The 21,493-nt window shown below is 70.9% G+C and carries 19 protein-coding genes; 8 read left to right on the forward strand and 11 right to left on the reverse strand.

Annotation, left to right across the window (positions count from 1 at the left end):
- Nucleotides 1-35: 35 nt before the first annotated feature.
- Together MUY14_RS28955 and MUY14_RS28960 are read right to left on the reverse strand one after the other, a co-directional pair.
- Nucleotides 36-1,310: a DUF6923 family protein gene (locus MUY14_RS28955; protein WP_247013824.1), complete on the reverse strand. Its 1,275-nt coding sequence runs from the start codon at nucleotides 1,308-1,310 to the stop codon at nucleotides 36-38.
- Nucleotides 1,307-2,071 (reverse strand): DUF4239 domain-containing protein, encoded by a 765-nt coding sequence (locus MUY14_RS28960; RefSeq protein ID WP_247013826.1) that lies wholly within the window; start codon nucleotides 2,069-2,071, stop codon nucleotides 1,307-1,309. Before MUY14_RS28960 ends, MUY14_RS28955 begins: the two co-directional genes overlap by 4 nt.
- A 508-nt stretch (nucleotides 2,072-2,579) precedes the next feature.
- Here MUY14_RS28960 and MUY14_RS28965 point away from each other — a divergent pair.
- Genes MUY14_RS28965 through MUY14_RS28975 form a run of 3 tightly spaced genes read left to right on the forward strand, consistent with a single transcriptional unit; the run spans nucleotide 2,580 to nucleotide 6,381 of the window.
- The gene (locus MUY14_RS28965) at nucleotides 2,580-3,983 is read left to right on the forward strand and encodes a family 2B encapsulin nanocompartment shell protein (protein ID WP_247013828.1); all 1,404 of its coding nucleotides are present in this window, start codon (nucleotides 2,580-2,582) and stop codon (nucleotides 3,981-3,983) included.
- A 2-nt stretch (nucleotides 3,984-3,985) separates the two neighbouring features.
- Nucleotides 3,986-5,374, forward strand: coding sequence for a family 2B encapsulin nanocompartment shell protein (locus tag MUY14_RS28970; RefSeq protein ID WP_247013830.1), 1,389 nt, complete (start codon nucleotides 3,986-3,988; stop codon nucleotides 5,372-5,374).
- A complete protein-coding gene (locus tag MUY14_RS28975) occupies nucleotides 5,371-6,381 on the forward strand; it encodes a polyprenyl synthetase family protein (protein WP_247013832.1) in 1,011 nt (336 codons plus the stop codon). Before MUY14_RS28970 ends, MUY14_RS28975 begins: the two co-directional genes overlap by 4 nt.
- A 626-nt stretch (nucleotides 6,382-7,007) precedes the next feature.
- On the opposite strand, the gene MUY14_RS28980 is transcribed toward MUY14_RS28975, so the two are convergent.
- Nucleotides 7,008-8,135, reverse strand: coding sequence for a CapA family protein (locus tag MUY14_RS28980; protein ID WP_247013834.1), 1,128 nt, complete (start codon nucleotides 8,133-8,135; stop codon nucleotides 7,008-7,010).
- Between the two features lie 369 nt (nucleotides 8,136-8,504).
- On the opposite strand from MUY14_RS28980, the gene MUY14_RS28985 reads away from it, so the two are divergent.
- The 5 genes from MUY14_RS28985 (at nucleotide 8,505) to MUY14_RS29005 (ending at nucleotide 14,009) form a co-directional block, all read left to right on the forward strand.
- Nucleotides 8,505-9,479 (forward strand): substrate-binding domain-containing protein, encoded by a 975-nt coding sequence (locus MUY14_RS28985; protein WP_247013836.1) that lies wholly within the window; start codon nucleotides 8,505-8,507, stop codon nucleotides 9,477-9,479.
- 73 nt (nucleotides 9,480-9,552) lie between these two features.
- Complete coding sequence (locus tag MUY14_RS28990; RefSeq protein ID WP_247013838.1) at nucleotides 9,553-11,091, forward strand: sugar ABC transporter ATP-binding protein; 1,539 nt, start codon at nucleotides 9,553-9,555, stop codon at nucleotides 11,089-11,091.
- Nucleotides 11,088-12,113: an ABC transporter permease gene (locus MUY14_RS28995; protein ID WP_247013840.1), complete on the forward strand. Its 1,026-nt coding sequence runs from the start codon at nucleotides 11,088-11,090 to the stop codon at nucleotides 12,111-12,113. The genes MUY14_RS28990 and MUY14_RS28995 overlap by 4 nt, the downstream gene beginning before the upstream one ends.
- Before the next feature lie 15 nt (nucleotides 12,114-12,128).
- Entirely contained in the window at nucleotides 12,129-12,797 is a 669-nt protein-coding gene (locus tag MUY14_RS29000) for a FadR/GntR family transcriptional regulator (RefSeq protein WP_247013842.1), read from the forward strand.
- A gap of 132 nt (nucleotides 12,798-12,929) precedes the next feature.
- Nucleotides 12,930-14,009: a glycoside hydrolase family 88 protein gene (locus MUY14_RS29005; protein WP_247013844.1), complete on the forward strand. Its 1,080-nt coding sequence runs from the start codon at nucleotides 12,930-12,932 to the stop codon at nucleotides 14,007-14,009.
- 2 nt (nucleotides 14,010-14,011) lie between these two features.
- Here the strand turns inward: MUY14_RS29005 and MUY14_RS29010 are convergent, their stop codons facing one another.
- The 8 genes from MUY14_RS29010 to MUY14_RS29045 all read right to left on the reverse strand — a co-directional run bounded on the left by MUY14_RS29010 (nucleotide 14,012) and on the right by MUY14_RS29045 (nucleotide 21,487).
- Nucleotides 14,012-15,316, reverse strand: a complete 1,305-nt coding sequence (locus MUY14_RS29010; protein WP_247013846.1) for a DNA polymerase IV — start codon at nucleotides 15,314-15,316, stop codon at nucleotides 14,012-14,014.
- A gap of 1 nt (nucleotide 15,317) precedes the next feature.
- The gene (locus tag MUY14_RS29015) at nucleotides 15,318-15,629 is read right to left on the reverse strand and encodes a transcriptional regulator (protein ID WP_247013848.1); all 312 of its coding nucleotides are present in this window, start codon (nucleotides 15,627-15,629) and stop codon (nucleotides 15,318-15,320) included.
- Entirely contained in the window at nucleotides 15,626-16,246 is a 621-nt protein-coding gene (locus MUY14_RS29020; protein ID WP_247013850.1) for a hypothetical protein, read from the reverse strand. Before MUY14_RS29020 ends, MUY14_RS29015 begins: the two co-directional genes overlap by 4 nt.
- 146 nt (nucleotides 16,247-16,392) lie before the next feature.
- A complete protein-coding gene (locus MUY14_RS29025; RefSeq protein WP_247013852.1) occupies nucleotides 16,393-17,124 on the reverse strand; it encodes an ABC transporter permease in 732 nt (243 codons plus the stop codon).
- The gene (locus MUY14_RS29030; protein WP_247013854.1) at nucleotides 17,121-18,020 is read right to left on the reverse strand and encodes an ABC transporter ATP-binding protein; all 900 of its coding nucleotides are present in this window, start codon (nucleotides 18,018-18,020) and stop codon (nucleotides 17,121-17,123) included. Before MUY14_RS29030 ends, MUY14_RS29025 begins: the two co-directional genes overlap by 4 nt.
- A 154-nt stretch (nucleotides 18,021-18,174) precedes the next feature.
- Nucleotides 18,175-19,746 carry an alpha/beta hydrolase gene (locus MUY14_RS29035; protein ID WP_247013856.1) on the reverse strand — a complete coding sequence of 524 codons (1,572 nt, stop codon included), beginning with the start codon at nucleotides 19,744-19,746 and terminating at the stop codon, nucleotides 18,175-18,177.
- 144 nt (nucleotides 19,747-19,890) lie between these two features.
- Nucleotides 19,891-21,117, reverse strand: coding sequence for a caspase, EACC1-associated type (locus tag MUY14_RS29040; protein WP_247013858.1), 1,227 nt, complete (start codon nucleotides 21,115-21,117; stop codon nucleotides 19,891-19,893).
- On the reverse strand, nucleotides 21,110-21,487 hold the full coding sequence (locus MUY14_RS29045; protein ID WP_247013860.1) for an effector-associated constant component EACC1: 378 nt from the start codon (nucleotides 21,485-21,487) through the stop codon (nucleotides 21,110-21,112). Before MUY14_RS29045 ends, MUY14_RS29040 begins: the two co-directional genes overlap by 8 nt.
- Between the last annotated feature and the right edge of the window lie 6 nt (nucleotides 21,488-21,493).

The raw sequence follows: 21,493 nt of genomic DNA on the forward strand, positions 1-21,493 counted from the left end.
AGTGGACAACGGACGTCTTCGAGAAGGCGCCGGCCTTAACGGTGCCGACGTCCGTGCGCGGCCGCGGCTCCGCCGCCGAGCACCAGGATCAGCGCGGTGAGCCCCCAGCGGCGTTGCTGCCGGGTCCGGTGCGCGGTGTCGTCGGCCACCGGCTGCGGTTTCTCGGTCGGCCGCGCGCGCGGTGCCGACGTCGGCGGCGGCGCCGGTGCCGGGGTGACCTCCCGGGGGCGGACGACCGGCGCCGGCGTGGGTGCCGGCACCGGCACCGGGGCGGCCGGCTGTTCGACCGGCGGCGGCCGCGGCGGGGGCGGGGGCTCCGGCGCCGGGGTGGTCGGGGTCGGCGTCGGTGCCGGGGTCGTCGTCTGCGGCGGGGCCGGTGTCGTGGTCGGCGGCGGAGGTGGCTCAGGCGACGACGTCGTGGGCGGCGGGGGCGGCGGTGTTTCGGTGAGGCAGCCGGCCGCGTCGCCGCTCACCAGCACCGGCCCGGTCGCGACCTCGACCGCCGGGCCCGAGCCGTCACGCGGCAGCCGGTAGGTGACGCTGCGGTGCCCGTCGCGGTTGGCCGTGGCGTAGATCGCGCCGGGGCCGAGCACGACCGAGCCGTACGCGCCGCCGTCGGGGAACCTCAGCCCGGGCACCGGCACAACCTTCCCGGTCGCCGGGTCGAGCGTGACGACGGCACCGCCGCCGCGCGAAGTCGTCGAGACGCCGTAGAGCAGCCCGTCCACCGGGTCGTAGGCGAAGTCGTCGACGCTGACGGCCAGCGACACCGGCCGCAGCGGCGTCCGGTGCACGACCCGCAGGTAGTCCTGGGTCGCCGGGCTGATGTCCACTGTGTACAGATCGCTGTCCTGCCGGACGTACCAGCGGTTCCCGGCGACCGCGCCGGCGGTGGCACCGGTGACCAGGCTCCACAGTGGACGCGTCGCGCCCGCGCGGCCGATCACGCCCAGGTCGGTGACGGTGCCTTGGCCGTCGATCCGGACGGCGTGCGCGCCGTGGGCGTACCGGCCGCCGCGGGTGCCGTCGGCGACGCCGTAGACGAAGCCCTGCGCGGCGGAGTACCCCATCGCGTTGATCCAGTATCCGGCCTGCGTCAGGCGTTTCGTGGCGCCGCCGGGCAGGTCGAGCAGCCGCAACGTCGTCGGCGCGCCGCTGCGTTCGTTTTCCGCCTGCAGGATGGTGCAGCGGTCCGGCGCCTGGGCCGCCGGCTGCCGGGACGGCGTGAGCCAGCCGGTCGCCGCGAGCAGCGCCGAGACCGCCGCGGCGACGCCGAGCATCGCCGCCCAGCGGGCCCGCGTGCCGGTCAAGCCAGCCGGTCCAGCGCCGTCGTGAACGCCTCCGGCGGCACCTTCGCCCCGCCGCTGAACGGGTTCTGCAGTTCGTGGATCGCGAACAGCAGCAACGTGATCGTGCCGGCCAGGGTGGACACGATGATGATGTGCGCGGCCAGCCGGGTGCCGCCGAACAGGTTGGGCAGCAGGATCGCGGTGATGATGCTGCCGAGGATCAGCGCGAACCAGACGACCGCGCCGACCCCACCGCCGCCGGAGTTGGCCAGCCGCTGCTGGCGGGCCTGGTAGACCGACCAGAGCTGGTTGGTGGCCTCGGTCTTGCGGTCGATCTGCCAGTCGCCGTCGACGTCGGCGGCCGCGACCGCCTGGCGCATCTGGTCGAGCTGCGTCCAGCCGGTCGCGGGGATCGCGCCGCCGTCGGCCAGGCGCGGCCATTCCTGGTCCTCGACCGTGCGCGCATAGGCGACGGCGAGCTCGCGCACCCGGTCCTTCGTGTCGGCGGGCAGCGCGTCGGCCGCCCAGGTGGCCGCGACCAGGCTGTCGGCCTCGGTCTGCGCGTCCTGGCTCGCGGAGCCGACGGAGTCGAACAGGGAGATGAGCACGAACGCGACCAGCACCGCGTGCAGCCCGCCGACGATGGTGAACACCTGGCCCGCCGCGTCGTTGTTGTCGGGCCGGCCTTCGTCCCAGCCGAACCGGCGGACCAGGTAGGCGATCAGGCCCCCCACCAAGGCCGCGCCGGCCACCCAGAGCGCACCGGTCACGAAGATGTTCATCCACGTCCTTTCCCCGCCGGGGTTTCCACCACCGGGATCACCCAAGTCACCAATCCGGCCGAAAGCAGGCGGACGCGGTCCGCAGCCGATCCCCACGACGCGCCGGTTTCCGCCGTGGCTGCCGCCGGATCGGTAACCAGCGAGACAGTAGTCACGGGTTTCCGGCCGGACAACCGTACATTGTTCGATTCATCCGGGTGGCCGCACCCCGGTCCAGGATTTCGCCGGTTCGGCCCAGTTCCCGGCAGCCGGACGGCGGTCATCGCTCCGGCCGGCGACCGGCTGTTCCCCTTATGAGCTGGGCACTTCCCGACCGGGTGACGCTCGCACACCGGGGGTGACCAAGCCTCCGGCGGCGGGTGTCCGAAATGGCGGCGCGGCTCCCGTCAATCGAACTCGGTGACCCGATCGTGGCATTGTGCGGTGGCGCGCCGTTGCTATGTTGATTTCGCGACTTCGCTGGACCGCGCGAATTTCGCTCCGACGCGATTGATGAGGGGTTTTCGCTGTGACTGTCACCGACCCGGTGGAATCCGAACAGACACCACTGAGCCTCGGCCGCGCCGCCGCCCGGACACTGGCCACCACGACCAAGTCCGTACCCCAGATGCAAGGCATCTCCACCCGCTGGCTCCTCAAAGCCCTCCCCTGGGTCGAAGTCGCAGCCGGCTCCTACCGCGTCAACCGCCGCCTCTCCTACGCCGTCGGCGACGGCCGCGTCACCTTCACCACCACCGGCGCCACCGTCCGCGTCATCCCCCCCGAACTCGGCGAACTCGCCCCCCTACGCGGCTACGACGACGAAGACGTCCTCACCGAACTCGCCACCCGCTTCACCCAGCACGAATACCAACCCGGCGACACCCTCGTCGAATTCGGCTCCCCCGCCGACCAGGTCTTCCTCATCGCCCACGGCAAAATCACCAAAATCGGCACCGGCGCCTACGGCGACCACACCACCCTCGCCACCCTCGCCGACGGCGACTACTTCGGCGACACCACCCTCACCCACACCGACGGCATCTGGGAATTCACCGCCAAAGCCGTCACCACCTGCACCGTCCTCACCCTCCCCCGCACCGCCTTCGACGACGTCCTCTCCCGCGCCGACACCCTCCAGGCGCACCTGCAGGCCTACCTGTCGCAGGGCTCCACAGCACGCAACGACCACGGCGAAGCGGAAATCTCCCTCGCCTCCGGCCACGACGGCGAACCCCACCTGCCCGGCACCTTCGTCGACTACGAAGCCCAACCCCGCGAATACGAACTCTCCGTCGCCCAGACCGTCCTGCGCGTGCACTCCCGCGTCGCCGACCTCTACAACCAGCCGATGAACCAGATCGAGCAGCAGCTCCGCCTCACCATCGAAGCCCTGCGCGAACGCCAGGAACACGAACTGGTCAACAACACCGACTTCGGGCTCCTGCACAACGCCGACTTCTCCCAGCGCATCCCCACCCGCACCGGCCCACCCACCCCCGACGACCTCGACGAACTGCTCACCCTGGTCTGGAAAGACCCCGGCTTCTTCCTCGCCCACCCCACCACCATCGCCGCGTTCGGCCGCGAATGCACCAAAGCCGGCATCTACCCCGGCTCCACCGACCTCGGCGGGCACCAGGTCCCCGCCTGGCGCGGCGTCCCGATCCTGCCCTGCAACAAAATCCCCGTCTCCGACACCCGCACCAGCTCCATCCTGCTGATGCGCACCGGCGAACAAGCCCAAGGCGTCGTCGGGCTCCACCAGACCGGCCTGCCCGACGAATACCAGCCCGGGCTCAACGTGCGGTTCATGGGCATCAGCGAACAGGCCATCATCTCCTACCTCGTCTCCGCCTACTACTCCGCCGCGGTGCTGGTCCCGGACGCGCTGGCGGTGCTCGACAGCGTCGAACTCGGCCGGGAAGGCTGACCGTGACCGTCACCGACGAACCATCGGTGCAGCTCTCCCTCGGGGTCGCCGCCGCCCGGACCCTGGCCACCACCACCAAAACCCCGCCCCAGATGCGGGCCATCACCCCACGCTGGCTACTGACCCAGCTACCCTGGGTCGACGTCCCCGCCGGCAGCTACCGGGTCAACCGGCGCCTCACCTACACCCTCGGCGACGGCAAACTCACCTTCTACACCACCGGCAGCCACGTCCACGTCGTCCCCGCCGAACTCACCGAACTGGAACTCCTGCGCGGCTTCAGCGACGAAACCGCACTGGCAGCACTGGCGGAGGCGTTCGAGCAACGCGAATACGACCCCGGCGCCACCCTCGTCACCGAAGGCACCCCCCTGGACACGCTCGTGCTGATCGCGCACGGCAAAGTCACCCGCCACCGCACCGGCCCCTACGGCGACGACACCACCCTCACCACCGCCACCGACGGCGACCACCTCGGCGCCGACCTCCTCGCCCGCCACGACACCACCTGGGAATACACCGCCCGCGCCGCCACCCGCGTCATCGCACTCGCCCTGCCCGCGGCCGCCTACGCCCGGCTCAACGGACGCCTGCAATCCCTGCGGACCCATGTGGCCGAGGCGATCGGACGGCCCCGCAAACCCCACAACGGCAAAGGCGAAGCCGCGATCGACCTCTCCGCCGGGCACGACGGAGAACCGCTGCTGGCCGGCACCTACGTCGACTACGACCCCTCACCCCGCGAATACGACCTCGCCCTCGCCCAAACCGTCCTGCGGGTCCACAACCGGGTCACCGACCTCTACAACCAGCCGATGAACCAGCTCCACCAGCAACTGCGGCTCACCGTCGAAGCGTTGCGGGAACGGCAAGAACACGACCTGATCAACAACACCGACTTCGGGCTCCTGCACAACGCCGGCCTCAAACAACGCCTCACCACCCGCACCGGCCCACCCACCCCGCTGGACATGGACGACCTGCTCTGCCGGCGACGGAAAACGAAATTCTTCCTCGCCCACCCCCGCGCCATCGCCGCCTTCGGACGCGCCTGCACCGCACACCGGATATATCCCGACAGCACAGTCGTGGACGGGAAACGGGTCTGTGCCTGGCGGGGAGTGCCGATCCTGCCCTGCGACAAAATTCCCGTCACCGACACCGGAACCACCTCGATCCTCGCCATGCGCACCGGCGAAGACGACGCCGGAGTCATCGGGTTACGCCCCAAAGAACTCCCCGACGAATACCAGCCCGGGATCAACGTCCGGCTCATGGGAACCAGCGACCGCGCGGTCACCTCATACCTCGTCTCCGCCTATCACTCCGCGGCCGTGCTGGTCCCGGACGCACTGGGAGTACTGGACGACGTGGAGGTCGGGCGCGCATGACGACCATGGACGCACGCACCGCGGCACGTTCGCTCCCGGACGTGCTCGCGTGGAGCAAGAGCCTCGTCGACCCGGCGCTGCGCACCGCCGCGGAACGCCTGCCGGACATGATGCGGCGGATCGCCGGCTACCACTTCGGCTGGTGGGACGCCCAGGGCGAACCGTCGAACGCGGACGGCGGCAAGGCGCTGCGGCCCGCGCTGGTCCTGCTGTGCGCGGAGGCCGCGGGCGGCGACCCGGTGGACGCGGTGCCCGCGGCCGTCGCGGTCGAGCTGGTGCACAACTTTTCGCTGCTACACGACGACGTCATGGACGGCGACACCACCCGCCGCCACCGCGCGACGGCGTGGACGGTGTTCGGCACCGGCGCCGCGGTGCTCGCCGGGGACGCGTTGCTGAGCCTGGCGTTCGAGGAGCTGACCCCCGACGGCGCGAAAGTGGTGTCCCAGGGCGTGCTCGAACTGCTGGAAGGCCAAGCCGCCGACCTGGACTTCGAGCAACGCGACGACGTGACGCCGCCGGAGTGCGTCCGGATGGCGACGGGCAAGACGGCGGCCCTGATCGGCGCGGCCTGCGAACTCGGTGCCCTGCACGGCAACCGGCCGCCGGCCCGCTTCGGCGAGTTCGGCCGTTCGGTGGGCCTGGCGTTCCAGCACGTCGACGACCTGCTCGGCATCTGGGGCGACCCCGCCGAGACGGGCAAATCGGTGTACTCGGACCTGCAGAGCCGCAAGAAGTCCCTCCCGGTGGTGACGGCGCTGTCGTCGGGCACCGAGGCGGGCGCGGAGCTGGCGACGCTCTACGAGGGCACGGACCCGCTGGACGAGGCGGAGCTCTCCCGCGCGGCCGCGTTGGTGGATCTCGCGGGCGGCCGCCAGTGGAGCCAGGCCCAGGCGTCGGCGCTGGTGGCGAAGGGCCTGCGCGAACTGGCGTCGGTCAACCCGGTCCCGCGCCCGGCGGCGGAACTGGCCGCACTGGCCCGGCTGATCACGACCCGCACGCACTGAGGCGGGGACGGCTCGCGCGCGGGGCAGGCGCGCGTTCGGGGAAACACGTGCGGTCGGCGCGGCCGCACGTGTGAGCCCGAAGAGACGGCCGGCTCGCCCGCGGGCAGGCGGACGAGCGGCATCCGTGGCCGGCGGGGCACCCCGCCGGCCACACGCGTGATCGGCGCGGCCGCGCGCAAATCGCCCGCCGGCTCGGCAGCCGCCCGGAAATCGCCGCCGGGCCACGCGCGTGATCAGCACCCGCCCGCAATCGCCCGCCGGACCACACGAGTGATCGGCAGCCGCCCGCAATCGCCCGCCGGACCACACGAGTGATCGGCAGCCGCCCGCAATCGCCGCCGAGCCACGCGAGTGATCGGCAGCCGCGCGCAATCGCCCGCCGGGCCACACGAGTGATCAGCGCGCCCGTACGAGCCCGCCGGAGCCCGCGGGCGCGAGTTCGGCAGTCAGCCCCCCACGGCCGGTGGTGCAAACCCAAGCCAAGCCAAGCCCGGACTCGCGACCGCCTGGCCACGCACGCATGATCGGCACGACCGCGCGAGGCCGGCGGACCAGCCCCGGCCGCGAGTCCGGCGCGCCGGCCCAAGCCCAGCCGGCGGTGCGAACCGACCCGGCTCAGGGCCGCTCTACTTGCCCGGGCGGGTCAGGCCGTCCTTGTCCGCGCCCAGGCTCAAGATGTTCTTGTCCGTGTCCCCCAAAGCCTTCGTGACCGGCCCGGACTTCTCCGAAGTCGACAAGTCGACCAGCCGGATCGGCGCGTCCAGCTTGATCAACGTGGGCACGTACTCCGCCTTGTCGACCTTCCACCGCTCACCGTCCCGCACGAAGCGGAACCGCGCCGCCGCGCCTTCCTCCGTGTCGCCGCGGGGTTCCGAATGGCGGGCGATGCTGTTGCCCAGCCCGTAGGCCACCCACTTGCCGCCGAGCTTCTCGAACGGCTGGACCACGTGGGCGTGGTGGCCGATGATCAGGTCGACGTCGTCCGACGCCAGGATCTTCTTCGCCTGCGAGCGCTGCTCCGCCGTCGGCTCGTGCTGGTACTCCACGCCCCAGTGCAGGCTCGCGATGACGACCTGCGCCCCCGCTTCGCGGGCCTTGCGGGCCGCCGACAGGACGTCGTCGACGTCGATCTGGTTGGCCAGCCACGGTTTGCCGGCCGGGACCTTGATGCCGTTGAACCCGAAGGCGTACGACACCTGCGCCACCTTGACTCCGTGGACGTCCATGACCAGCGGTTTCGCCGCCTCCGCCGCCGACCGGGCCGAGCCCGTGTGCTTGATGCCGACGGCGTCGAGCTTGTCCAGCGTGCGCGAGACGCCGGCGGCGCCCTGGTCGATCGTGTGGTTGGACGACGTGGAGCACGTGTCGTAGCCGGTGTCCTTGAGCGCGTCCGCGATCTCCGGCGGCGCACTGAACGACGGGTACCCGCTGTACGGCCCGCCTTCCGGCGCGAGCGGCGTCTCGAGGTGGCAGATCCCGAGGTCGGCACCGGAGATCAGCGGCTTGACCCCGGCCAGCAGCGGGCGGTAGTCGATCTTGCCGCCGCCGTCGGCCTCGGCCTGCTCGGTCAGCGCCGGGTGGATCAGGACGTCGCCGGTCGCGACGACGCTGAACGAGCCGTCGGGGGCCGCCGCCGAAGACGAGACCGTCTCCGGGAACGGGGTCGGTGCCGGGCCGGACTGCTGCGGCGTGCCGCTGCAGCCGGCCACCAGGACGGCGACCCCGGCGAGCGCGGCGACGCGGTGCTTCGTCATCGGTGCCCCTCCTGACGTGGTCCGGCCATCCTGCCAGCCGGGCGAACCCGGCAGAGAGGGCATCCCGGTCATCCAAAACTCCCACCACAGTCGACAACACCGATCAGAACATTCGCACAGGACAAAACTGGACAACGCGCAGCCCAGCGGGGAAAAAATACGATAAATGACCCGGACGTGTGCCACGATGCAACTACGGAGAGTAGGTCTCGCTCCGCTAACTGCGGCTTGACGCTCCACGAACGGGTGTTTTGTAATACCAGTCACTCGGAAGTAACCGAGCCGCAACACTCGTCCCCGGTCCCATGGGAGCACTCGATGTCCACATACCCGCACAGGTCTCACACCTGGAGCGTTGTTGGTTGTTGTTTGATTTCCGGCGTCCTGATGGCCTCGTGCTCCTCCGGCAAAGACACGGCGGCACCGCAACAGCAGGCTCCGGCCACCGGCAAGATCACGCTGTACTACCTGCAGAAGCAGGGTGACCAGCAGTACTTCGTCGAGCAGGCGCAGGGAGCTCAGGAGAAGGCCAAGGAGCTCGGCGTCGAGCTCAAGGTGGTCAACCTCGGCCAGGACGCCAACAAGGCGATCACCGAACTCGACGCCGCGGTCGCCCAAGGCGCCAACGGCGTCGCCATCGTCGTCCCGGACCAGGCCATCGGCCCGCAGGTGATCGACAAGGCGAAGAGCGCGGGCATCCCGATCATCGCCTCCGACGACGTCATCAAGGACGGCACCGGCGCGAAGGCCGCGTTCGTCGGCTTCAACGGCAGCCAGATGGGCGACTCGGTCGGCACCGAGGCCGGGAAGCTGTTCAAGGCCGCCGGCTGGACCGCCGCCGACACCAAGATCATCAGTGCCTACAAGCAGGACCTGAGCGTCTGCACCGACCGCGTCAACGCCGCCAAGGCCGCGTTCGGCAAGTCGGGCGACCCGGGCGTCCAGGTGATCGACGTCGGCACCGACAACTCCCCCGTCGACGCGCAGAACCGCTCCGGTGCGGTGATCGGCTCCAACCCGGGCGTCAAGCACTGGGTCGTCTGGGGCTGCAACGACGAGAACGAGACCGGCGTCGTGACCGCGCTGGCCAACTCGGGCGTGCAGGCGGGCAACATCATCGGCGTCGGGCTCGGCGCGTACCTCACCTGCAAGGACTGGGCCGCGGGCAAGGACACCGGCAACAAGTCCGCGCTCTACATCTCCGGCGCCGAGGTCGGCCGCTCGGCGATCCAGGTGCTCGTCGACAAGGTGAAGAACGGCAAGGAGCTGCCCGCGGAGACGATCGCGAAGACCACGATCGTCAACAAGGACAACTACAAGCAGGCCGGCGTCAACTGCACCTGACCGACCCCCTCGTGAGTGTTTAGGGCGGTTCCGACCGCCCTAAACACTCACGACCGCCGTACGGAAGGCGACCATGTCCTCCTCTTCACCCGCGCTCGCCGTCGAGGGCATCGGCAAGCGCTTCTCCGGGGTCACCGCCCTCGACGACGTCTCGCTGGAGATCCGCTCCGGCGAAGTCCTCGCGCTGATGGGCGAGAACGGCGCCGGGAAGTCGACGCTGCTGCGCGTCCTCTCCGGCGACCAGGGCCCCGACGACGGGCGCCTGCTGCTGGACGGCACCGAGGTCGCGTTCGACACCCCGCGCGCGGCGATGGCCGCCGGGGTCCGCGTGATCTACCAGGAACCCGAGATCATCCCGCACGTTTCGGTGGCGGAGAACGTCTTCGTCGGCGAGCTCCCCGCCAAGGTCCGGGTCTTCAACCGCCGCACGCTCCTGAAGGCGACGCAGGACGCGCTCGCCGAGTACGGCTTCGAAGGCGTCCTCAACCCGGCCACGCTCGGCGTCGCGCTGTCGGCCGCCCAGCGGCAGATCGTCGAGATCCTGCGCGTGCTCACCGCGGCCACCCCGCCGAAGGTGATCGCCTTCGACGAGCCGACGTCGTCGCTCTCGGAGCACGAGGTCGAGGCGCTGTTCCGGCTGATCGGGCGGTTGCGCGACAGCGGCGTCGCGGTCGTCTACGTCTCGCACCGGATGAAGGAGATCTTCCAGCTCGCCGACCGCGTCGCGGTGCTGCGCGACGGGAAGCTCGTCGGCGTCCAGCAGGTTTCGGAGACCGACGAGCCCGGCCTGGTCCGGATGATGATCGGCCGCGACCTCTCGGCGCTGGAACGCCGCGTCACCCAGGACACCGGCGACGTCGTGCTGAAGCTCGACGACGTCACGACCGACGACGTCACCGGCATCTCGCTGCGGGTCCGCGCGGGCGAGGTCGTCTGCCTCGCCGGCCTGGTCGGCGCCGGGCGTTCCGAGCTGGCCCGCGCGATCGTCGGCGACCTGCCGATCCGCTCGGGCACCGTCGAGCTCGACGGGAAGCGGCTGCGCGCGCACAACCCGGGTGACGCCGTGAAGGCGGGCATCGGCTTCGCGCCCGAAGAGCGCAAGACGGACGCGTTGCTCATGCAGCGGTCCGTCCGCGACAACATCTCCATCTCGGTCCTGGACCGGCTTCGCCGCTTCCGCGTCGTGAAGCGAGCGAAAGAACGCGCGCTCGTCGAGGAGTACATCAACGAGCTTCGCGTGCGGACGCCGTCGATGGAGCAGGAAGTCCGCAAGCTGTCGGGCGGCAACCAGCAGAAGGCCGTCCTCGCGCGCTGGCTGGCGCGGCGGCCGAAGCTGCTGATCCTCGACGAGCCGACGCGCGGCGTCGACGTCGGCGCGAAGGCCGAGATCTACCGGATCATCGACGGCCTCGCCGCGGAAGGCATCGCGCTGCTGGTCATCTCCTCCGACCTGCCCGAGGTGCTGACGCTGGCCGACCGCGTCCTCGTCATGCGGGCCGGGCGGCTGGCGGGCGAGCTCAGCCGTGCCGACGCGACCGAGGAAGCCGTGCTGACCCTCGCCATCCCCGAAACCGAACCCGCAGTAGAAGAACAGCAGGAGATCGGCGCATGAGTACGCCCACCAAGGAAACTTCGGCCCCCGCCGCTCCGGCGCAACCGAGCGCCGCGCGCCGCGTGCTCACCGGCATCGGCGTGCAGAACTCCAGCCTGATCATCACCCTGATCGCGTTGATCGTCCTGCTGAGCGTGCTGAACGACAACTTCCTGCGCACCAACAACCTGCTGCTGATCGGCAGCGCGATCACCATCATGGGGCTGCTCGCCCTGGTCCAGACGCTGGTGATCATCCTGGGCGCGCTGGACATCTCGGTCGGCTCGATGGCCGGGCTCGCGTCGGTCATCTCCGCGATGGTGTTCACCTCGACCGGCAGCGCCGGGGTCGGCATCCTCGCCGCGATCGGCGTCGGCATCGTCTGCGGCCTGATCAACGGCATGATCATCATCTTCGGCCGGGTCAACCCGGTCGTCGCGACGCTGGCCATGCTCGCCACCTACAAGGGGGTCGCGCAGGTCATCTCGGACGGCAAGTCGCAGGGCTACACCGGCGGCGACGACCTGTTCATCTTCCTGGCCAAGGGGTCCGTGCTCGGGCTGCCGTCGCTGGTGTGGGTGTTCCTGATCGTCGCGGCGCTGCTGCACTTCCTGCTCAAGTACACCGACATCGGCCGCAACGTCTACGCCATCGGCGGCAACGACACCGCGGCACGGCTGGCCGGCATCAACATCAACCGGTACATCATCGGCGTGTACGCACTCGCCGGCGTGGTCGCGGCGGTCGCGGGCATCCTGATCACCGCGCGCACCGGTTCGGGCCAGCCGGTGTCCGGGTCCGAGGGCCTGGAACTGCAGGCCGTCACCGGCGCCGCGCTCGGCGGGACGATGCTCAAGGGCGGCCGCGGCTCGATCATCTCCACCGTGCTCGCGGTGATCATCCTGGGCGTGCTCGACAACGGCATGTCCGGGCTGGGCATCAACCCGTTCTGGCAGAACGTCGCCCACGGCGCCCTGCTGGTGATCGCGGTCGTGCTGCAGCAACTGCGCAGCGGGGAGCGTCGCGTCGGCCTGCCCGAGTAGCGCGGGCGGACGGTGGTGAGCGGTCCACGGAGCCTGCACGCGCGCATCGTCGACGAACTGGGCAGGCTCATCGTCGAAGGCGTCCTCGGGGACGGGCAGCCGCTCGTCCCCGAGGAGCTCGGGCGCCGGTTTTCGGCGTCGAGGACGGTGGTGCGCGAGGCACTACGGGTCCTGGAGTCCAAGGGCATGGTGACGGCGCGGCCGCGGGTCGGCACGTGGACGCTGCCGCCCGACGCGTGGGACGCGATCGACCCGGACGTCATCGCCTGGCGCGTCAACGGTCCCGACCGCCCGCGGCACCTGCAGGAGCTGCTCGAGCTGCGGCTGGCGATCGAGCCCCAGGCGGCGCGGATGGCGGCGCGGCACCGGCGTCCGGACGAGCTCTCGGCGATGGCGGCGGCCTACGAGCTGATGGCGGACGCGGTCGAGCGGTCCGACGCGGAAGCGTTCGGCGAGGCCGACTCCCGGTTCCACGCGGCGCTGATCCGCGCGTCGGGGAACGCGCTCATCGCGCAGCTGCAGGTCCCGGTCGTGGCGGCGTTGCGGGCGCACGGTGAGCCGATGGAGCTCGTCGCGCACTCCCGCGTGCTGACGCTGGTGCTGGCGAAGGACGCCGACGGCGCCGAGTCCGCGTCGCGCCGGTTGCTGGAAACCGTTGCGCCGTACCGCTCACCGGCACCTTGACACGTCCAGCGGGAAGCGCTTCACTCGCTGCGGATGACCGCCGCCATGACGTGCTGGAACATAAGGGGCTTCGCCCAGCCGGGGGCTCCGCCACCCGGGCCCCCGCAACTGATCGTGGAGGAGGACGCTTAGATGCGTTTCCCGGGTATTCGTGGCTTCGGCGTGCTCGCGGCCGCGGCCGTGGCGGGGAGCCTGCTGACGGCTCCCGTCGCCACCGCCGCCGTTTCCTGCGCCGTTTCGGACGAAATGGTCGCCGCGGGCAACTACTGGGCCGCGAACGGGACGAACCCCGATCCGGCCGACTGGCAGAACGCGACGTTCCACGTCGGCAACCTGGCACTGGTCCGGACCACCGGCCAGTCCAACCACAAGACGTACCCGTGGGCGCAGGCCAACGGCTACCAGCTGCCCTCCGACCCGAAGCGCCCGTTCTTCCCGGACGACCAGGCCGCCGGCGAGGCGTACCTGGACCTCTACACGTACTTCCACCCGGAGATCCCGCTCGACTCGATCCGCACCCGGATCCAGGCCGAAGTGGCGTCGGTGCGGGCGGGCCACCGCGACTACTGGAACTACGTCGACGCGCTGAACATGGCGATGCCGTCGTTCGCCCGGATGAGCCTGATCGACCACGATCCGTCCTATTTGGACGCCATGGACAGCTTGTTCCGGTCGGCGGAGCACAAGCTGTTCAACGAGTTCACCGGGTTGTGGTACCGCGACGAGCGCTTCAAGGGCTCGGGCGTGTTCTGGTCGCGCGGCAACGGCTGGGCGCTGGCGGCGCTGACGAAGGTGCTGCAGGTCCTGCCGGCCGACGACTCACGCCGTCCGGAATACCTGCGGGTGTACCGGAAGATGGCGGCCACGCTGGCTTTGACGCAACGCCGTGACGGCTTCTGGAACTCGGACCTGCTGAACCCGTGGGACCACGGCGGCCCGGAGACGAGCGGCACGGCGTTCTTCACCTTCGGCATCGGCTGGGGCATCACCGCGGGCGTCCTCGACGCGGCTCGCTACCGCCCGGTGGTGGACAAGGCGTGGACGGCGTTGTCGACGAAGGCCCTGCAGGCGGACGGCAAGGTCGGCTTCGTCCAGCCGGTGGGCGACCGCCCGGCGACGGCTCACGCGGCCGACACCGCGGCTTACGGCGTCGGCGCGTTCCTGCTGGCCGGCCAGGAAATCGCGAAGCTGCAAGGCTGCTCGGCCGAGTAGGCCTACTTCAGGCAGTCCCCGGGTTCGCCGCGGCGCAGGGCCGGGTCGGACTGGGGGAAGGTGCGGGCCACGCCGGGGCCGGACGACCGGTGCTCGAAGCGGACCGTCACGCGGCCGTGGCCCGCGCCCTGGACCCAGCCCGTGCCGAACTCCTCGTGGACCACGTCGTCGCCCTGCCGCCACTCCGACGGGGCGGAGGGAGCCGGCGCCGACACCACCGTCGACGTCGAGGGCGCCGCCGGGGCCGCCAAGGTGAACAGCGCGTCCTGGTGCGGTACGGAAAGGCCGCTGTAGGCCACCCCCGCCAGGCGGATGCCGCCGAACTCCGCCGGGTCCAGCAGCAGGCGCTCCGCCGTCGCGGCCAGCTCGGCCAGGTCGTCGGTCGGGGCCGAGATCGTCTCCGAGCGGGTCACCGTGTGCATGTCGGTGTGCCGCAGCTTGATCACGACCGTCCGCGCCACGCGCTCGGCCTTGAGCAGCCGCTGGTGCGCGCCGACGGCGATGCGCCGGACCTCCGCCTTCAAGGAGGCCAGGTCCTTGATGTCGGTGTCGAACGTCGTTTCGGCGCTGACCTGCTTGGTCTCGGCGCGCCCGGCCACCGGGCGGTCGTCGGCGCCGGTCGCGAGGCGGCGCAGGTCGCGGCCGACCACACCGCCGAGCGTGGCGACGGCGTCCTGTTCGGACAGTGCCGCCAGCTGCCCGAGCGTCTGGACGCCGATGAACCGCAGCTTGCCCTCCGCGACCGGGCCGATCCCCCACAGCGCGCGCACCGGCAGCGGCGCCAGGAACTCCCGCTCGGTGCCCTGCGGCACGACCAGCAGGCCGTCCGGTTTGGCCTCGTCGGACGCGATCTTCGCGATCTGCTTGCCGTTGCCCGCGCCGATCGACGCCACCAGGCCGGTTTCCGCGCGGATCGCCGCCCGCAACGACTCGCAGAACTCCGTGACCGCGGCCGGCGAAGCACCGACGAGCGACGGTGGTTCGGCGAAAGCTTCGTCGAGCGAGATCTTCTCCAGCACCGGCGCCACCGCGGAGACGACGGCGAACACGTCCTGGCTGAGCCGTTCGTAGACACGGAACCGCGGCGGCACGATGACGCCGTTCGCCGGCAGCAGCCGCCGCGCCTGGGCCATCGGCATCGCCGACTTGATGCCGAACGCGCGGGACTCGTAGCTGGCACCGGCGACGACCCCGCGGGGGCCGAGGCCGCCGACGAGCACCGGGCGCCCGGCCAGCGTCGGGCGGGTGAGCTGCTCGGCCGAGGCGTAGAAGGCGTCCAGGTCGAGGTGGATCACCCAGCGAGCCACGTCAGTCCTCGCCGGTGGCGTCCAGCAGCTGGTGGAGCGCCTGGGTGTAGCTCTCGAACGCGGCCCGCCCACGGCCGGTCAGCCGGACCAGCGTGACCGGCGTGCGGTGCTCGAACGCCTTGGTGATCTCGACGTACTCGGCGTCCTCGAGCTTGCGCAGGTGCGTCGAGAGGTTGCCGGCCGTCATGTCCAGCAGCTGCTGCAGCCGCGGGAAAGTGATCTGGTCGCCGGAGCGCAGGCCGGCGAGCGCGACGGTGACCCGCAGCCGGGCCTGGGCGTGGATGACGGGGTCGAGCTGGGGGAGTTCGCTCATCGGCGCTTCTCGCGGACGAAGTACACGATCGAGGCGAGCAGGAACCCGCCACCGCCGCACACCGTGAGCACGAGGAAGTTGTGCGGGTAGCCCACGAGCACGCTCAGCGCCGCCGACACGATCACCCACGCGCCGAGGCCGTACATCAGCTTGTCCTGCCAGACCATGCCGCCCGCCAGGTACATCACGCCGGTGATCAGCAGCCAGGTGCCCGACCACAGCAGCGACACCTGGTCGGCCGAGAGCACCTGGAACTGCGTGATCCGGATGTCGACGACCATCAGCCCGATCGAGGCGAGCGCCCAGCCGTAGCCGTACATCGCGCCGACCGTGCGGGACGGCCCGCGGATGCCGCGCCCGGTGCGGATGCTGGCGTACGTCGTGTAGGCCATGGCGCAGAGGAACAGCACGGGGACGACGATGGCGCCGGCGACCCAGCCGGGCACCGCCACCCAGGACCGCGTGGTGAGGTAGGTGAACCCCCAGCCGACGATCCAGGCGAAGGCCCAGGCCGCGAGCATCCGCGCCGGGCCCCCGCCGAATTCGCGCTGGTTCCGCCGGGACTGCTGAGCGATCAGGTTCAGCGACTCCTCGGCCGACATCGGCTCGTCTTCCACCCGGTCCGCCCTCCTCCCGTACGTTGCACGGAAGCTACTGTGCCATTCGTTGCCAATCCGGCCACAGCCACGGCCGAATCGGCCCGTGCCAACGGGCACGTACCGCTCGGGGGTGGCCTGCTTCTGGCCGGATTGACACCACGCACTCAGAGCCTGGCCGTGTCCAGCCGGAAGCGGCGCACGACCACCAGTGCCGGGAGCACGAGCCACCCCGCCAGCACGAGCACCGCGACCCACGTCCCGGACGCGTGCGTCAGCGGGTCGAGGCCGACCCGGCGCAGCCAGTACGTCGGCACGAAGTGCGCCACCGTCGCCATCCAGCCGGGCAGGATCTCCAGCGGGATCCACAGGCCGCCGAGCATGCCGAGCGGCATCATCAGCGCGCCGGTGACCGCGCCGACCGTGTCGCCCTTGCCGAACAGGCCGATGGCCAGGCCGAGGACGGCGAACGGGAGCGTCGCCGCCCACAGGAACACCAGCTGACGGCCCCATTCGGCGGCGGTGAGCGGTTCCCCCCGCAGGAAGCCGACGAAGAAGATCGCCAGCAGCACCGGCAGGGCGACGGCCATCGCCGACGCGACCTTGACGGCGAGGTAGCCGGGGCCGCGCATCGGCGTCAGGCGGAGCTGGCGCTGCCAGCCGTCCGTGCGTTCCTGCGCCACCCGGGTGCCGGTGAACAGGGCGCCGCCGCTGGCGCCGTACGCGGCCATGCCGATCATCGTCTGCGTGCTCGAGTGCAGGCCGTTGTCCAGGACGTAGTCGCCGAAGATGGCCCCGAAGAGCAGGTACATGGCCACCGGCATGCCGATGGTGAAGATCGTGAACTGCGGGCTGCGGACGATCCGCTTGATCTCGAGGGTCAGGTAAGTGGTGTTCACGCGGCGGCCTCCTCGGCGGTGAGCGCCAGGAAAGCCTCTTCGAGGCCCAGCGCGGTGATCTCGATGTCGGACGCCAGCGGGTGCGCGGCGAGCAGGGCGCGGATGGCGGCGTCGGAGTCGGCGCAGGCCAGCTCGGCGCGGCCCGCGCGCAGCTGGACGCTGGTGACGCCGGGCAGCACGGCCAAGCCGGCTTCGGTGGCCTCGGGCACGACGGCCTTGAGCACGCGGCCGGACACCGCGGCCCGGACCTCGGCGACCGGGCCGTCGGCGACGACGGCGCCGTGGCGCATCAGCACCACGCGGTCGGCGTAGTCCTCGGCCTCGGCCAGGTAGTGCGTCGCGAACAGCACGGTCCGGCCGGTCGCGGCGAACTCGCGGATGGCCGCCCAGAACGCGCGCCTGCCGTCGACGTCCATCGCGGCGGTCGGCTCGTCGAGCACGAGCAGCTGCGGGTCGCCGGCCAGCGCGAGCGCGAACCGGACGCGCTGCCGTTCGCCGCCGGAAAGCTTGCCGCAGCGGCGTTTGACGAGGTCCGTCAGGCCGGCGCGGGCGAGCACCTCGGCCGCGGGCAGCGGCTTCTCGTGCGTGGAGACGACCAGGTCGACGATCTCGCCGACCGTGACGTCCGGCAGCAGCGCGCCGTTCTGCATCATCGCGCCGACCAGCCCCCGGTCGACGGCTTCGCGCGGGCTGCCACCCGCGACGATCACCTCCCCCGCGTCCGGCCTGGTCAGCCCGAGCAGCATGTCGACGGTGGTCGACTTGCCCGCGCCGTTCGGCCCGAGCAGCGCGACGACCTCGCCGCGCGCGACCTCGACGGTCACGCCGCCGACCGCCGTGACCCGGCCGAACCTCTTGGTGAGGCCGTTGAGCGCGAACGCCGGTCCCCCAGTCATGGCGTCCTCCTTTCGTGGACTTTGCGTTTCAAACCTGACCCGCACTTTGTAACACAAAGTCCACGCGCCTTCAAAGCCCCCGGCGCCGGAAAGCACGAAAAACGGGGTGCCGGGCACTGTGCCCGACACCCCGTTTTTTTCGGGTTTTCGCAGGTCAGCCGGTGAACCGTCCGGCGACCAAGCCTTGCGTCGCCGCGACATCGGCCTTGGCCGCGGTCGGCGCCGGCGGCGTCGGCTGCGGCAGCGGGGCGCACTCGACGTCGGCCGTGCGGCCCGGCTTGCGGACCGGGAGCGCGCCCGTCGCCAGGTAGTCGGCGATCTTGGTGTCGACGCACGCGTTGCCGCGCGGGGTGATCGCGTGGCTGGTGCCGCCCGGCTCCGAGATCAGCGAAGCGCCCGGGAACCGGCTGCGGACCTCGAGGCTGCCCTCGAACGGCGTCGCCGCGTCGAGCGTCTCATCGATCATCAGGACGCTCTGCACGCCGCGGCCGTCGATCTTGGCCGGCTTCCCGGCCTTCGCCGGCCAGTACAGGCAGGGCGCGTTGAACCAGGCGTTCTGCCAGGTGAAGTACGGCGCCTTGGTGAAGGTCCGCCAGTTGTCGCGCTTCCACTGGTTCCAGCTCTGCGGCCACTGGACGTCGGTGCACTGGACGGCGAGGTAGACCGCGTAGCCGTTGTCGTCGCCGCGGCCGCCGAAGGCCTCGAACAGCGTCTTCCAGTTCTGCCAGTCACCGTTGTTGACGAACCGGGACAGCGCGTCGCCCAGCAGCGTCCACCGCAGCTGGTAGTAGCTGGCCTGCTGGATGACGTCGAGGATCTCGTCCGGGCCGATCACACCGCCGGCCGGGGTGAACTGCGCCTTGAGCAGCTGCTCGTTGACCACGCGCTGCACCGCGGACTGCGTCTTGCCGAGGTGGTAGACGTCGTCGTGCTGGGCGAGCCAGCCGAACCAGATGAGGATGTTCTTGTCGAACGCGACGTCCTGGTTGAGGTTGTCGCCGTACCAGACGCCCCGCGGGTCGACGGTCGAGTCGAGCACCATGCGGCGGACGTTCTGCGGGTACAGCGAGCCGTACACCTGGCCGAGGTAGGTGCCGTAGGAGTAGCCGTAGAAGTTCAGCTGCTTCTGGCCGAGCGCCTTCCGGATCGAGTCCATGTCCTGGACCGTGTCCGTCGTCTTCATGTTCTCGAGGAGGGCCTTGGAGTTGTTCTTCGCGCAGGCCTCGGCATACCCCTTGGAGCGGTCCAGCCAGGTCTTCTCCAGCTGCGGGGTGAACGGCACGTACTGGGGACGGTTGTAGTCCATGTAGTTCGGGTCGCAGCTCAGCGCGGGCTTGCTGGAACCGACGCCGCGCGGGTCGAAGCCGACCCAGTCGTAGGCGTCCCCGGCGTGGTTGGGCACGCGCGGCCCGCGGGTGGCCAGCAGCAGGCCGGACCCGCCGGGCCCGCCCGGGTTGGTGAGCATGACGCCCTGGTACTGCGCGTCGGCGACCTTGTGCTTGACGCGGCTGACGGCGAGCTGCACCTGCTCTCCGGCCGGCTTCCGGTAGTCGAGTGGCACCCCCAGGAACCCGCACTCGGCCCCGGCGGCGACGAGCGTCGGATCGGTGCACGCACCCCAGGCGATCGACGCTTCCTTCGCCGGCGCGGCATCCGCGGCCGGCGCGGCCACGAGAGCCGACGCCACCGCGGCGGCCGCGACCACGGCGAAAACGCTACGTCTCACTGTTTTCTCCCTTTCCCCTGCGACTTCGGGCGGGTGAACCCTAGTCCCGCCCGCGCTTTTCGGGCAGGGCCTGAAGGGCAGGGCCCTACTAAAGGTGGAAATCGGGTGCGCCCGGCGTCCGCCGGTTGTTCCTGTGCCAAGTGACTACCCGTGGCTTTGCAGGATCCCGATCAGGAGGAGAACCAGCGCGAGAAGGAAGAGCACAGCGAAGGCGATACGTACCTCCCGGCCGGTTCCGGGTTCCTTCCCGGGACCGGGCTCCGAAGCACGGCGAGGTGCCAGGCCGACCGGCAGCTGGGCGTTGCCGGTGGCCCGCGACCGACTCGCCGCTTCCCGGGCGGGCTGCTCCACATCCGCCGCGGACTCGGGTTCTCGGGCCTTCTCGTGCACTGGCCGCGGTTCGGAGGAAACCACCGGCACGGCTCCTCGCGCGTGCCCGGCGAGCCAAGTTCCCGCGGCCGTGCTGACTTGACGGCTGTCGTCTTCCGCCAGCCGCCGGATCTCCGCCGCCGTTCGTTCGCGCACCAGGTCGTTCCCGACCCGGTGCAGCCGCTTCAACCCCTCCAACGCGTTCAACCGGTCCGAAGCGATCGGGCTCGCCAGCCCGTGCCGCAGGTACTCCGGCAGCGTCCACCGCGGGTTGCGCGCCAGCACGATCCGGCCCTCCACATCGGACTGGTGCTTCGGGCGCTGCCGCGGCATCTCCGCCACCACCCGCTCGTGGACGTAGCTGTACAGCTCGTCGACCGTGACGTCCCCGTCACCGTCCAGGTCCGCGCTGCCGTCGCGCAGGCCCGCCACCAGGTGCCGGGTGAACACCGACCGAGCCGCCGAACCCACCACCGCGTCGCCCTCGAAGGAATACTGCGTCGCGTCGGACGCTGTCAGCACCGCACGGCCGCGACCTTGAAACCGCTCCAGCGTGTGCACGTCCGTGCCCGCCTTCGTCAATTTCCCGGCCGGGAATGCGCCGCTGTAGCAGCAGTCCAGTATCAGTACCTTCTGCCGCGAAGCGCAGCCCGCCATCGCACGGTCGATCAGCTCCGCCGCCAGCGCCGTGAACATCAGGCTGTCCCGACGGGTGTTCGCCATCGCGAGGTACAGACTGCCGTCGTCGTCCTTGACGCCGTGGCCGGTGAAGTACAGCAACGTCAGCTCGTCGCGGTGGCGGTCGCGGTAGAATTCGCCGACTGCTTCGCCCACCACGTGGTGGGGCCGGTCGACCAAGGTCGTCACCTCGAACCCCGCCACCGCCGGGTCGCTCAGCACCGCCGCCAACTCTCGAGCGTCGCCGCCCGGCGCGGTCAGGCGGCGCAGGGCCGGGTCTGCGTACGTCTCGGTCGCGATCAGCAGAGCGTGCCGGCTAGGCATGGCGCCGGACGAAGGCGTCGATCAGCTCCTGCCGCTCCGCCGACGTCGCCCGCTCCAGTTCCACCGTGTCGCCGTCGATCGTCACCTTGATGCGGTGCTTGCCCGCCTGGCGGCCGAGCCACTCCTTCAGCGTCTCCACCAGCCCCGGGAACACGCCGCCCGCCGCGCTGAAGGCCACCACCAGCGAGCCGATCGTCACCGGGTCCGCCGCTTTCGCGCCCGGCGGGAGCTCGCCGGGCGTGGCCCGCAGGTCCACGTCCAGCTCGCCCAGCTCGGCGCGCAGCCGGCGGGCGAGCCGGTCGAGTTCCTCCTCGTCGGCGCCGCCCTCCGCTTCCAGCCGCACCAGCGCCCGGGTGTCCGGTTCGGTCATGCGCGC

It is taken from the genome of Amycolatopsis sp. FBCC-B4732, assembly GCF_023008405.1.
Classification (GTDB): domain Bacteria; phylum Actinomycetota; class Actinomycetes; order Mycobacteriales; family Pseudonocardiaceae; genus Amycolatopsis; species Amycolatopsis pretoriensis_A.